General features: G+C 60.9%; 6 protein-coding genes. 5 read left to right on the top strand and 1 reads right to left on the bottom strand.

Annotated features, from left to right (window positions below; genetic code table 11):
• The 4 genes from C1719_RS14365 to C1719_RS14350 form a co-directional block, all read left to right on the top strand.
• Positions 1-2,182, top strand: a 2,182-nt coding sequence (locus C1719_RS14365; protein ID WP_245874556.1) for a lectin like domain-containing protein, incomplete at its 5' end; no start/stop codon positions are given.
• A gap of 241 nt (positions 2,183-2,423) precedes the next feature.
• A complete protein-coding gene (locus C1719_RS14360) occupies positions 2,424-5,993 on the top strand; it encodes a lectin like domain-containing protein (RefSeq protein ID WP_180963638.1) in 3,570 nt (1,189 codons plus the stop codon).
• 178 nt (positions 5,994-6,171) lie between these two features.
• On the top strand, positions 6,172-7,485 hold the full coding sequence (locus tag C1719_RS14355; RefSeq protein ID WP_102375729.1) for an NCS2 family permease: 1,314 nt from the start codon (positions 6,172-6,174) through the stop codon (positions 7,483-7,485).
• Between the two features lie 333 nt (positions 7,486-7,818).
• Complete coding sequence (locus C1719_RS14350) at positions 7,819-10,824, top strand: EAL domain-containing protein (RefSeq protein WP_102375728.1); 3,006 nt, start codon at positions 7,819-7,821, stop codon at positions 10,822-10,824.
• A 20-nt stretch (positions 10,825-10,844) separates the two neighbouring features.
• Here C1719_RS14350 and C1719_RS14345 read toward each other — a convergent pair whose 3' ends face one another.
• Entirely contained in the window at positions 10,845-12,347 is a 1,503-nt protein-coding gene (locus C1719_RS14345) for a response regulator transcription factor (RefSeq protein WP_146007913.1), read from the bottom strand.
• 165 nt (positions 12,348-12,512) lie between these two features.
• Here C1719_RS14345 and C1719_RS14340 point away from each other — a divergent pair, with 165 nt between their 5' ends.
• Entirely contained in the window at positions 12,513-14,195 is a 1,683-nt protein-coding gene (locus tag C1719_RS14340) for an FAD-dependent oxidoreductase (RefSeq protein ID WP_102375726.1), read from the top strand.
• Positions 14,196-14,245: the final 50 nt, after the last annotated feature.

Genomic DNA, 14,245 nt, shown 5'->3' with positions numbered 1-14,245 from the left:
CACGCTGCTCGCGGGGCTGCTCGCGACGGCGCTCTTGCCCGCGGCCGCCATGGCAAGCCCCCGAACCGACGCTTCGGGCGACAATGCGGAGCACGAGGCCGCTATCCAGATCATCAACGAGATCGCAGCGAAGTCCGCTGCGCGCAACGCCGAGCGCACGTATGTTACCGAAGACGGCTTCGAGTTGTACCTCGGCTCGCCGTCGGCGGAAGCGGGCAGCGCGCGGGCGCTCTCCGTCCTTCCGGAGAAATACACGGCTCCCTACACCTCGATCAAGAACCAGGGAACGACGGGCTCGTGCTGGTCGTTCGCATCGATCGCCGCGCTCGAGTCGGCCCGCCTGGTGCAGCAGGGCATCGCGTCTGCGGGTGGTAACGAGGTCGACTGGTCGGAAGCCCACCTGGTGTTCGGCACGTTCAACGGCGAGCGCGAGGGCAACACGCTCGACGGCGACGAGCTGGAAACGTCGGGCAACGACCATCAAAGTGTCCAAGACCCGTATTACGGCTTCGATACCGCCGGCAATTCGAACATGGCTGCCGCCGCGCTCGCTGCGGGCCGCGGGCTGGCGAACGAGTCGGATGCGCCCTTCCTCACCCCTGATACGGATGACGAGTTCGCCGACTGCGCTTTCGCCATGGCCGAATCGGCGGTGGGAAACTACGGCCTTTCCCGTGTGCGCCTCGATCGTTCGGTGATGCATCCCGAGGTCGCGCCCTTCATAGATTTCGGGGACGGGACCGGAAGCGGCGTCGACCGCGATCTCGACGTGGCCGCCATGGGCGAAATCAAGCAGGCTATCTACGAGTACGGCGCAATAACGGCCCTGTACCACTCCGAGACGGATCTGTTCAGTCCTTACTACCATGAGTACGTGGAGCCTCAGGCGACCGTGGCCGAGGCGGGCGAAGGCTCCGAAGTCGACGCTACCTCCGCTGAAACTGGGGATGGCGCGGAAGGCGCCGAGGCGGGCGAGGGTCCCGAGGTCGAAGCGGCCTCCGTCTCGCAGACCGACGCCGCGAGCGGTACCGCTGCGAACGACATCGTCCTGCAGCTTTCGCCGAACTATTGGGTGTACGACGCCGATGTCGACGTTGCAGGTCGCGGCGCCGTCATGGTGGACCACGTGATCGCGATCGTCGGGTGGGACAACACGTACTCGCGCTGGAACTTCGCCACGCCGCTTATCGACGATGCCACCGGGCAGAACCGCGCTTACGATCCCGAGATCGCCGAGGTCGCAACCGGTAAAGACGGCGAGGACTACATCGTTCCCACGATGGACGGCGCGTGGGTTGTCAAGAACTCGTGGGGCACCGAGGACAGCGACTCTGGCGTGACGGTGCTTCAGGGCGACAAGGGCATCTTCTACCTTTCGTACTGCGAGAAGACGATCGCCCAGCCGACGACGATGGTCCCCGACGAGGCGGCAAGCGGCGATCTCCCATACGACGAGACGTACCAGTACGACGCCTCGACCGCTTCGACCATCTTCGACGACCCCTTCGAGATACTGGGCGCGAACGTGTTCACCGCCACGGGATCCCAGTCGATCGATGCGCTCGGCGTATGGGTGACGGAGTGCGATACGACGCTCGACATCAGGGTGTACACGAACCTCTCCGACGCGAGCGATCCGGAAAGCGGGACGCTCGTGAGCTCCCAGCGGGAGCACGTGCCTTCTTTCGGGTGGTACACCGTCGATCTCGATCAGCCGGCCTCGGTTTCCGAAGGCGAGACGTTCAGCGTGGTGGCGTCATGGAATGCCCCGCCGTCGGACGGCGGTTCTTCGTACAGCTACGTTCCCATGGAGAATACGGATAGCAACACGGTGTACCTCCATGGCGGCGAAAGCTTTTTCGGTACGATCGTCCCCCCTGATCAAGGGGATGTCGAATGGGTCGATTGCCAGCTGCTTGCCGATCCTGTGCACAGCAACGTGTGCATCAAGGCGTTCGCTACGGAAAGCGAAGAAGAGCCCGGGGATCCCGAGAACCCCGAAGGCCCCGAGGGCCCCGCCGACGCGGTGCCGCTCGATCCGAACGATGCGAACGGCGAAGCGGGGTCGCCGACGAGCCCGCTTGCGAAAGCGGGCGATCCGCTGCCGCTTGCGACTGCGGGCGCTTTGGCCGTGCTGGCACTGGTTGCGCTCGTCGTTGCGCGGAGGCGTGCGCTGCGCTAGCCGAAGGTTCGCGTCCAAAACTCGGTCGGGTACGGGGCGTGCGCGCCCCTTTCCCTCGTTCGGCTCTGCTCGCTTGCGGGGCGAAGCGGCTCTTCCAAGGCGAAGGGAGGCGCAGCCCGAGTCTCGAAACCCGACCGCCGTTCGTCAGCGGATCGCCAAGCCTGTTGCATATTCGTTGCAGCCGATTTGCTACATTGAAGCCCTATGCAATCTGGCACCGTATCCGATCGAAAGGCGAAGTATGACGATGCGAACGAAATGGGTGGGCGCAGCAGGCCGTACGCTGCTCGCGGGGTTGCTCGCGGTAACGCTCTTGCCCGCAGCCGCTGTGGCGAACCCCCAAGAAAGCACTTCGGGCGACGGGGTGGCACACGAAGCGGCGGTGCGGCTTTTCGACGAGATCGCGGCGAACGCCATCGCATACAACGAAGAGCACGCGATCGTTACCGACGACGGCTTCAAGCTGTACGCCGGCTCGTCTTCGGCGGAGCAGCAGGGTATCCAGACGCTTTCCGTCCTTCCGGAGAAATACACGGCTCCCTATACCTCGATCAAAGATCAGGGAAAGACGGGTTCGTGCTGGTCGTTCGCATCGATCGCCGCGCTCGAGTCGGCGCGTCTGGTGCAGCAGGGCATCGCGTCTGCGGGTGGTAACGAGGTCGACTGGTCGGAAGCCCACCTGGTGTTCGGCACGTTCAACGGCGAGCGCGAGGGCAACACGCTCGACGGCGACGAGCTGGAAACGTCGGGCAACGACCATCGGGTAGCCCCAGATTACGAAGAACCGTACGGCTTCGATACCGCTGGGAACTCGTATTCGGCTGCCGCAACGCTCGCGGCGGGTCGCGGGCTGTCGAACGAGTCGGACGTGCCCTTCCTTACCCCTGCCACGGCGGGCGAGCTTGAGGGCTGCGCCTTAGCCATGGCCGATTCGGCGGTGCGAAGCTACAGTCTTTCGCGCGTTCGCCTCGACCGTTGCGAGGTGTATCCCGAGATCGCGCCGATCGAGGTCGTAGGCGGAAATATCGTCGGCCGCGATTTCGACGAAGTCTCCTCGGTCGCGGCCATGGAGAAAACCAAGCAGGCGGTCTACGACAACGGTGCTGTATCGATGCTGTACTACGCCGATGGGAACCCCATAGATGGTCCGTACCACCATCAGCCCGTAGCCGCTCCGACTGCGGATGGGGCGGCTGGCGGCACGGAAGGGGCCGACCAAGGCGAAGCTTCCGAAGCGCTAAAGCAAGCCGCCGAAGAAGAGGCGGGCGAAGCGGACGTCGAGCCCCTTGCGGCCGAGGCTTCCGTTGCGAACGAGGCTGATCCTGCAGACGATACCGTTATCCAGATCTCTCCGAACTACTGGGTCTACGATGCCGACACCGACGTAGAGGATCGCGGCATCGCGGTGCCGAACCATGCGGTCACGATCGTCGGGTGGGACAACACGTACTCGCGCTGGAACTTCGCCACGCCGCTTCTCGACGATGACACCGGGCAGAACCGCGATTACGACTCCGATATCGCGACGGTTCAGGAAGGCGCAGACGGCGAGGACTACATCGTTCCCATAATGGACGGCGCGTGGATCGTCAAGAACTCGTGGGGCGCTCGCGTCAAGAGCGAAAGTAGCGACAAAACGGCCATCATGGGCGACGAGGGCATCTTCTACTTCTCGTACTGCGAGAAGACGATCGCCCAGCCGACGTCGCTGATCCCCGACGAGGCGGAAAGCGACGATCTCCCATACGATGAGACGTACCAGTACGATGCCATAGAGGCCAGCTATATCCCGGGGATGGGGCATGATGTCATGGGGGCGAACGTGTTCACCGCTACGCGCTCCCAGACGATCGATGCGGTGGGCGCTTGGGTGAAGGGCTTCGATACGACGCTCGACATCAAGGTGTACACGAACCTCTCCGACGCGAGCGATCCCGAAAGCGGAACGCTTGTAAGCTCGCAGCAGGAAAGCGTGCCTTCTTTGGGGTGGTACACCTTCGATCTCGACCAGCCCGCGCAGGTTGCCGCAGGCGAGAAGTTCAGCGTCGTGATGAAGTGGTTCGGCACGTCGCCGGAGGATTCGACCGAGGGGAATTATCTTTCCGTGGAGATGGTCGGTCCCGATGACGAGGTGTACGGGTCTTTCGGCGAGAGCTTCGTGGGGGCGGTCGGTGTAGGGGGCCAGGGCAAGGCCCAATGGGTCGATCTGCAGGAGGTAAACCCGGATCGTTTCGGCAACGTGTGCATCAAGGCGTTCGCCACCGACGGCGGCGAGGAGCCCGAAAACCCCGCCGACGCTTCGTCGTTCGACCCGCGCGAGAAGGGCCTGACGACGCCGGTGCGCGATCAAGGGCAGTCCGACCTGTGCGGGCCATTCGCTTCCATGGCATCGCTTGAGATCTCGCTCGTCTACGACGGAGCCGCCTCGGACGAGCTCGTCGCGCAAGGCCTATCGCCCTTCCATGCGGCGTACTTCGCCTATGTGGGAGACGAGGAGCGCGAATCGTTCGGCGTGGCACCTACGGCTCCTGTGACCACCCCGTACGGTGCGGGCACGACACCCTTCCGCATAGCGGGCAGTTTGGCGCACGGCAAGGGTGCGGTTGTGGCGGAAGAAGGCGTGACCGATTGGGCGAACCCCGAAATCAGCGAGTCGCTGCGTTATGCAAGCGACGTCCGGCTGACAGACGCGTCGTTCTTCGCCGCCGGCGCCGCGTCGTATTGGGAGCAACCGAGCGAAGCCGACCTCGAACGTGCAGTGAAGGAGGAAATTGCCGAAAACGGGCCGGTGACGGCTGCGTTCTGCTCGGATAGGGGTATGAATTACAATTGGGATCATTCCAGCTGGTATGCCGATAGGTCCCAGGGTGCGTTCACCGAGAACCATTACATTGCCATTGTCGGCTGGGACGACGATTTTTCGCGCTACAACTTTAACGCCTACATGCGACCCGATGACGACGGTGCATGGCTTGTCAAGAACTCGTGGGGGACCGACGACGGCGAGGCGGGCTACTACTGGATCTCGTACGAAGACGAGTCCCTCGAGATCGAGGCGGCGCTTTCAGGCAAGCCTGCCGATTCGAGCGAGAAGATATACGACTACGATGCGGCGGGATGGCTGAATTCCCTTTCGGTTGACGGCTCGACAACAGGCTATGCCGCCAACGCGTTCGCGAGCGAGCGCGACGAGACGCTTCGCTCCGTGCAGCTGTGCACGACGGGTCGCAACACCGCTTATACGATCGAGGTCTATCGCGGTGTGACCGATGCGGGCGATCCGACCTCGGGCGAGCTCGTGTCGACAACGTCGGGAACGAGGAAGAACCCAGGTTACGCGACGGTCGACCTGGCCGAACCCGTTGCCTTACGTGCGGGTGATGCGTTCTCGGTCGTGGTGAAGCTCGAGAATACGAGCTTCGCGTATCCGATCGCCGTCGAAGCGTATACGCCCGATCCCGAATCGGTGGGAAGGCAGCCCGATTTCATGGGCTTCGGCGCCGAGGGCGAGCCTGAGGTGAGCCTGGTGTCGGCCGACGGATTGTCGTGGGAGAACCCTGCGGGCTACGGGCGCGACCTGGCGAGAGCGGGCGATCGCAGTTCGGTGACCAACGTGTGCGTGAAGGCGATCACCGTGCCGCGCGATGCGAGCAACGATGTCGTGCCCGGCGATGGCGGAGGCTCGAAGGCACCGGCACCGCTCGCCAAGGCGGGCGATCCGCTGTCGCTCGCGACTGCAAGCGCGTTAGCTGCGCTGGGACTGGTCGCTCTGGCCGTTGCGCGCAGGCGCATAAACGGCAAGCGCTTTTGACGGCGAGTGCTTCTGACAGGGGGTTGATTGCCGCCTTTTGCGGAAGGCGGCAATCATCTTGGACGATTACCTTACTGCTTATATACGCAAAACGCTGCTTTCGGTGATATCATGCTCCTATTGTTGTCTCATCCCCGTCGAAGCGGGCGGGGCAAGGATTGGGGGTTTGATGCGGGGTATGGATAAGTTTTTCAAGATATCGGAGCGCGGCAGCTCGGTTTCCACCGAGATCATCGGCGGCTTGACGACGTTTCTTGCCATGTCGTACATCATTGCGGTGAACCCGGCGATGATGGCGGAGGCGGGAATCCCGTTCAACGCTGCACTGACCGCAACGTGCTTCGGTGCAGCTGTCATGACGGTCGCGATGGGCCTGTTCGCCAACCGGCCCATCGCGCTCGCTTCAGGCATGGGGATCAACGCGATCGTAGCCTATTCGCTGTGCCTCGGGCTCGGGGTCGATTGGCGTGTGGCCATGGGCGTTATTTTCCTCGAAGGCGTGCTCATTCTCGTCTTGGTGCTATGCGGCCTCCGGCAAGCGGTGATGGATGCGATTCCCGTTTCCCTTCGCCGCGCGATCGGCATCGGCATTGGTCTGTTCATCGCGTTCATCGGTCTGAAAGGCGGCGGCATCGTGGCCGATGACGCGTCGACGCTCATCGTTCTCGGCGATCTGACGAGCCCTGCGGCAATCGTCGCGGTTGTCTCCATCATCGTGGCTGTCGTGTTTACGGCGCTCAAGTTCAAGGCGGGCCTGCTCATTTCCATCGTGGTCGCCACCATCGTGGGCATTCCCCTGGGTGTGACGCCGCCGATCACGGACTTCACGTTCGTCCCTGATTTCTCTGCGTTTGCGGCGCCGTTCCAGACGACGCCGAACGGCATGATGGGCATCATCGAAGTGTTCATGCAGCCCATCTTGCTGCTGTTCGTGTTCAGTCTGCTCATGAGCGACTTCTTCGACACGATGGGCACGGTTGTCGCTGTCGGCAGCCGCGCGAACTTCGTCGACAAGAAGGGCGACGTCGAAGATATCAAGCCGATCCTCACGGTCGACTCGGCTGCCGCCGCCGTCGGTGGTTTCGTGGGCGCGAGCTCCATCACCTCGTTCGTGGAATCGGTTTCCGGTGCGGCGGCGGGTGCGCGTACCGGCCTGTCGAACATCGTCATCGGCGTTGCCTTTGCCGTGTGCGCGTTTCTTGCTCCCGTCATCGGCATGGTGAGCGGTTCGGCGACGTGCGGCGCGCTCGTCGTTGTGGGTTACCTCATGATGACCGAGATCGGCGAGATCGATTGGTCGGATATCTCTTCGGCGTTTCCCGCCTTCGTCACGATCATCGGCATCCCGTTCACGTACTCGATAGCCAACGGCATCGGCTTCGGGTTCATTTCGTACTGCATTATCAAAATCGTTCAGGGCAAGGCGAAGGACGTGAAGCCTCTTATGTGGGTTGCATCGCTTGCCTTCCTCGCGGCGTTCATTTTCGCGTAGTCTGCTCGGACGGCTTTCTTTCGTGTAAAAGCCCGGCCGCACGCGGTCGGGCTTTTCTGTCGGCTGCCGTAATGCCTTGCGATCCTTTGCCGAATAGGTTGCAGGCAGACGCTCGGCTGCCGCCGCCATAGGTTCTCGTGTGCGCGGGTTTGCCCGGACGATCGGTATCTCGAAATATCGATTAGTGATACACTTATGGTTAACCTCCGTTTGCGATTGCATCGTCAGATGCCCATGCGGCGCTTCTCTGAGGTTATGTTGCTATGATCGGGCCCCGCGAAAAGCGAGCATGGCGACTAACGAAATGCAAGGCACGTGGGCGAAAGGCGAAGAATGGCCGAAAACTCAACTACCGGCACCCGGCGGCGGTGGAGCACGTATGTAATCGACAGCCATCATCGGCTTGTTTACCTTGATCAAGACATGCTGGAGGCCATGCCGTCGGCGAAGCTTGGCGATCGCTGCTACGAGGTCGTTCGGGGCGAAGAGATGCCGTGCTCCGATTGTCCCTGGGGAGAGGGGATCGAGGAGCGGCTTGGCCGCAGCGTCCTTTTCAACCATCGCATGCGTTGCTGGTTCGAAGCTACTTGCGTTGATGTCGAGTGGCCGGGTCATGGGCCGTGCATGCTCGTTGCGAGCAGGAGCATCGACGGATCGAGCAAGAACCTTTTCCTCGAGCTCGATGACAATTCGGTCTATGACGAGCTGATCGAAGTCGATTTGAAGCAGGCGACCTACCGCGTCTTGTACCATGAATCGGGAAAGTATCTCATGTCGGATATGGCTGGGACGTTCGACCGATCGGTGTTCGAATCGACCCTCTCGATGATCCATGAAGATGATCGGGAGCGATATCGCTCCTTATGGAGTCGCGAGAGCCTCGAGCGCGTGTTCGAGCGAGGCGAAAAGATCGCCGGCGAAGAATTTCGCATGCGTTTGACGAGCGGTGCGTGGAATTGGGTCTCGTACACCATCGTCCCGCTTGTTGACGGACGCTATTCCGATTGCGCATCGATCATGTGCTTCATCACCGACGTGCAGAAACGCAAGGAACGCGGGGCCGCTCGGCTCGAAAGCAACGCAGGCGCCGCGCTTGATTGCGAGCGCGATGCCGTGACCGGCTTGTGGGGCGCTCGGTCTTTTCTCGACAGGGTTGAGGGTATGCTCTCGAAAACCGATAGCGCGCGGGCGTTCGAGGTGGCTTATATCGATATCGAGCACTTCAAAGTGCTCAACGATTGGTACGGTCGGGAGGTGGGCGATCGTATGTTGCGGGTGCTCGCCGAACGGCTGTCGACGTTTTGCGAGCGGTATGGCGGTCTCGTCGGCTATTTCGGGTCTGACGACTTCGTCGCTTTGCTGCCCGCAGGTGCCTCGCGCGAAGGCGATCTTGAAGCCGCGATCGGAACCATTGCGCCCGATCATGAGATGCAGGTAAGCTTTTTCCCCGCCATAGGCGTATGCATGATCGACGATCCCGCCGTGCCGGTAAGCGCCCTTTGCGATCGGGCTATGATTGCCATGAACACGGTCAAGGGAACCTACGCGCGCAGGATTGCCTGGTACGATCGAAGCATGGGCCTCGAGCTCGAGCAAGAACCCAAAATGCTTGCCGAAATACAGCGGGCTCTCGATGCGCGCGAGTTCGTTCTCTATGCGCAGCCGCAATGCAATATCAGAACGGGCAGGATCGTCGGGTTCGAGATCTTGGTTCGCTGGAACCATCCTGAAAAAGGGCTGGTTGCTCCCGGCGAATTCGTTCCTTTTCTCGAGAAAACCGGTTTCATCGTATACCTTGACCGCTACGTTTGGGATGCGACGGCGCATGCGCTGGCCGACTGGATCGAGCGCGGGCTGCATCCGGTTCCCGCCTCGGTCAACGTGTCGCGCGCCGATGTGCGCGCGATAGACATCGTGGATGAGTTCGAGAGAATAGTGGAAAAGCACGGCATCGACAGAAGCCTTCTGGAGATCGAAATCACCGAAAGCGCCTACGCTGAAGACGAAAGCGTATCCCGCCTGGTGAACGATCTTCAGCTCAGGGGCTTCACGGTGCTTATGGATGATTTCGGGTCGGGGTACTCTTCGCTCAACATGCTCAAGAACATAGGCGTTGACACGCTTAAGATCGATATGGGCTTGCTGCGAAGCGATTTCGACGACGATAATCGCAGCGAGGGCATCCTCGAGGCGGTAGCCGGCATGGCTCGGTTGATGGATATGCCCGTGATAGCCGAAGGCGTTGAAACCGAAGAGCAGGTCGAATTCCTGCGACGCATAGGTTGCGATTACGTGCAGGGCTATTACTTCTACCGGCCGATGCCCCAAGACGATTTCGAAAAGCTTCTTTCGAACGAAGACCTCATCGACCGTCGTGGCATGATCTCTCGCGTTGTGGATGACATCGACCTGGCCGATTTGGTGCAGGACGGGGGAGTGGCGAGCCGCTCCATTCTCGAGAACCTGCTCGGCGGCATGGCGGTTTATGGCGTGTACGACGATCATTTCGAGCTTTTGCAGGTAAACAACGGATACTATCAAGTGACGGGATGCAACCCCACCGATCTGGGCGAACGCCAAACATGGATATACCGCATGCTGCATCCCGACGATCTGCCGAAGGTTCTAGCGATGTTCGATCGTGCCGAGAACCATCCCATAGCAGGCGCCGAAGCTACGTTCAGGAGATATCGGCTTTCGGGAGAGCTCGGCTGGTTTCACCTCAAGGCGTACTTTCTCAAGCGCGAAGGCGGCAGGCGCATCTTCTATGCGGGCATTTCCGACGTGACGGAACAGAAGCGCCAAGAAGAAGCTCTGCTGTCGTCTCGAGCGGTGCTCGACAGCGTATTGAACGTGGCGACGACGAAAGGGAAGATCGATTCCCTGGCCGAGGAGTATCGCAGCATCGCCTCCCATCTGTTTGCGCAATCGGTGCCGTGCGGTTTGATCGGCGGCTATTGCGAAGAGGGCTTCCCTCTCTTCTACGCAAACCACCATTTGGTTTCCATGCTTGGCTATGAATCGTTCGACGAGTTCGTCGATGCTATCGACGGGTTGGTCGCCAACACCATCCATCCCGATGATTTGGCGCAGGTGATGGAGGATATCGGTCCGACCTACTACGAGGGCCTGTCCTACGAGACGCGCTACCGTATGCCGCGCAAGGACGGTTTGTGGGTTTGGACGCTGGATCGAGGCCGCGTACTTCGAGCCGAAGACGGACGGCTTGCCATTGCGAGCGTTTGCTGGGAAATCGCCGAAGACCCTTGTGGTGCCGCCGATCTCTCTGCCTTCGATGCCTCGGGAGAGTGCGGCGGTTGCGGAAGGCTTTCAAACTGACGATTGGATGGTCGCTTGCCTCATGCGGGCGCTTCGGGTGATCCCGCCTCGATTCTGTCGATGAGCTCCTGGCGTCCCTCTGTGATCTCCATCTTCGCGTAGATATGCCGAACGTGGGTTTGGGCGGTGCTTTTGGCGATGAACAGCTCGTCGCAGATATAGGGAATGCTGCGCCCCTTGACGAGCAGCGCGAGCACTTCGGTTTCGCGGGGAGAGAGCCGATAGGCTTCCGCGACGGATTCGAGATTGGGGGATTCGGCCGCGTTGTCTTCGGGGCAATCCCGTTCGAAAAATTCGCCTCCCATTTCCTTGGTCTCGTTGGCGAACTGCGCGCCGTCGGACATCTGCCACACCATGGCAACAAGCAGGAAGAGCGAAACGATGCTCAGAGTTGCCACATAATCGAATCCAGGTTGATGTATCGCGACTAACAGCCAAGAGGCGATCTCTCCTGCGCCGATGCCCGCCAAGAGCGTGAGAAACCCCTGCGAGAACACCCGCGGATAGGGAAGGCGGTACTTCTGCGCGACGTTGCCCATGACGATCCAGAAAAACACCATGAAGCTCCCGAACCCCGCAAACGCGATTGCCATGCAGACAATCGAGAGCTCGGCGGTCGAGAATGGCAGCAGCAGAAAGGCGGTGGCGACGAGGATGGTAGCGGGCCTGTATGCGACGACGGGGTTCTCCCGGTGGATTCGCTTGACCATGTAAGCCGTCAGAATGATTTCGACGAGCAAAAACGCCGCCACGTTGATGATCCCGGGCACGATCGACGAGACCCATGCCGATTCCGTTTCGGGGAGCACGTGGCCAGCGAGGACGAACAGCATGCCGTATAGGGCGATTGCGGCAGAAAGCTTTCTTCCGAAAGGGTGCAGGATCGTGTGTTTATCGGGCGCGCTTGTCGGGGTGTGGGGCGTTGCGGAGCACGCGGGGAAAGCATTCTCCTCGTCGGACGCCTTGCGTGCGCTTTCTCCAAGCGCCAGCCAGCATGTCGCCGATGCAATCGGAAGGCAGGAGCCGACAAGCAGGGCGAACGGCTGCGGCATTGCGACGATCGCAAGGTAGAGAATGCATCCGCTGATCGCTCCTGCGGCGGACGCGACGACGCGCTTCCTGAGCCTGATTGCGGAAAACGGGGAGGCCCATCCAAGGCAGAGGCCGACAACGCCGAGCGCAACCAGCGCGGCGGCAAAGACGTCGATGATGTCGCCCTCGGCGAACCGATGCAACATGACGCCGAGAAACGATGCGGCTCCGGTAGCGGGGGGAACGGCAGAAGCTCCTTTGCTGCCGAATGCCGAGTGGCGGGTCGACGCGATCAGCGCTGCTGCGAACAGTGCCGCACTGAAGGCGACCGCTGCGATGCGCCACGAAAGGCCCTGCGCAATGAGAGTCGGCGCCGATGAGAACACCGGCGATACGGCAAGCAGCAACAGCCAGCAGACCGCAGCGGCAGTGCCTGCCATCATGCGCATATCGCAGCTTTCCTTCAGATTGTCCCACCATGTGGCGATCATCAGCACACCTCCCGCTGGTTCATGGTCGCACAGCGGGTTTTTTCGGTCAATCGTTGCTTTTTACCGATACGTTTTCCTGCGAATACGCACTTTGCACCGATAGCGGACGACGGGGCGGGGCTGCATACTCGGCGCGTGGATGTAAGCACGTGATTGGAGGGAACCATGAAAAAGCACGCAATGAATTTGAGCAGAAGGAATTTTCTCGGCCTGGGTGTCGTATCGGTGGCAGCAGCGGCGGGTGCTGGGCTTGCGGGTTGCGCGCCGCAGGAATCGCAGGCGACGGCCGACGCGAAATCGGGGGGCAAGACCTATACTTGGGAGGAGGACCCCGAGGCGATCGAGAGCATAGACGGCACGGAAACAGCGGACGTCGTCGTTGTCGGCGCAGGCATGGCGGGGCTTTCGGCAGCGTGTTCTGCGGCAGAAAAGGGCGCGAAAGTGCTCGTTCTCGAAAAGACGGGAATCGCAAACTTCCGCGGCATCGACTACGGGGCTATCGGCGGTGCGCTTCAGAAGGAGGCGGGAATCGATCTGACGGCACGCAGAGAGGACGTGCTGCAGGAAGTGCTTCGCTGGGGTGGACATCGGGGAGACTACCGTGTGGTGAAGGCGTGGGTCGACCATTCGGCCGAAGCACTCGACTGGGCTGCGGGTATGTTATCCGATCACGGCATCGCGATCGCACCGATGCCCGAAGAGATGCAGGTAATTCCCGACGCTTGGTACGAGCACTTTGCCACTGATGCGTTCCAAATCGTCCCGACCGACGAGCTTATCGCCGAAGGCAGTGAAGCGGGCTACGAGCCTCCGTTCGCCATCGGCTGGGCGAAGGCCTTCACGGCGTACGCCGACGAGCTCGGTGTGGAAATTCGGTTCAACGTCGAGGCGGAGCGACTTGTTCGCGAAGACGGCGGCCCTGTGACCGGCGTCATATACAAAGATGGGTCGAAGCATATCCAAATCGATGCGAAAAGCGTGGTGCTTGCAGCAGGTGGCTACGGGGCTGATTCCGAGATGATGGATGCGTTCATTCCCAACCACGAGGAGGATATTTACAACATAACAACGCCTGCGCACAATACCGGCGATGGCATTCGCATGGGAGCGTGGGTGGGGGCTTCGATCGATCCCGCGCCGCATTGCCCGATGTATTTCGATGAGGGCGTCGAAGGGCTCGAGCATATGCCGTCCATACCGTTGACGCGCCAGCCTTGGCTTTATCTCAACGATTTCGGTGAGCGTTTCTGCAATGAAGATATGCCCTACGCTTACGTGTGCCGCGCACACAACGCGCAGCCACGGCATATGAAATGGGTTATCTGGGATGCGAAGTGGGAAGTCGATGGCCCTGCTATGGGCATGGTCGTATGCAAGGATTTCCGATCGCCTCTGCATAATCCCGAAGAGATTCGGCAATTCATCGAGGAAGGCCAGATTCTTTCGGCCGATACGATCGACGAGCTGCTTGCGAAGATGGGGGGCATCGATCGGGAAACGGCAAAGGCTACGATCGAACACTACAACGAGCTGTGTGCGGCGGGCGTCGATACCGATTTCGGGAAGCGCGCGCAATGCTTGAGCTCCATCACCGAGCCGCCGTTTTACGCCGTGCATTCGGGAACGACGCTGCTGATCACCCTTGGGGGACTTGAGATCAACGAAGAGCAGCAGGTACTTGATGGCGAAAAAGAGCCGATCGAGGGTTTGTGGGCTGCGGGCAATTGCTCGGGCAGCTTCTTCTTCGACGACTATCCGATTACCATATCGGGCGTGAGCCACGGCCGTGCCTGCACGGGCGGTCGTCGAGCCGGGCAGTTCGCTGCCGAGCGGGCCGTGGGAGCGTAGCGTGCTCCCGCAATGCTTCGAACGCAACGGACCCGCCGAGGAATGGCGGG

Origin of the sequence: Raoultibacter massiliensis (assembly GCF_900199545.1) — a bacterium.
In the GTDB taxonomy this organism is placed as follows: Bacteria; Actinomycetota; Coriobacteriia; order Coriobacteriales; family Eggerthellaceae; genus Raoultibacter; species Raoultibacter massiliensis.
This window is presented reverse-complemented; position numbering and strand designations above follow the sequence as displayed.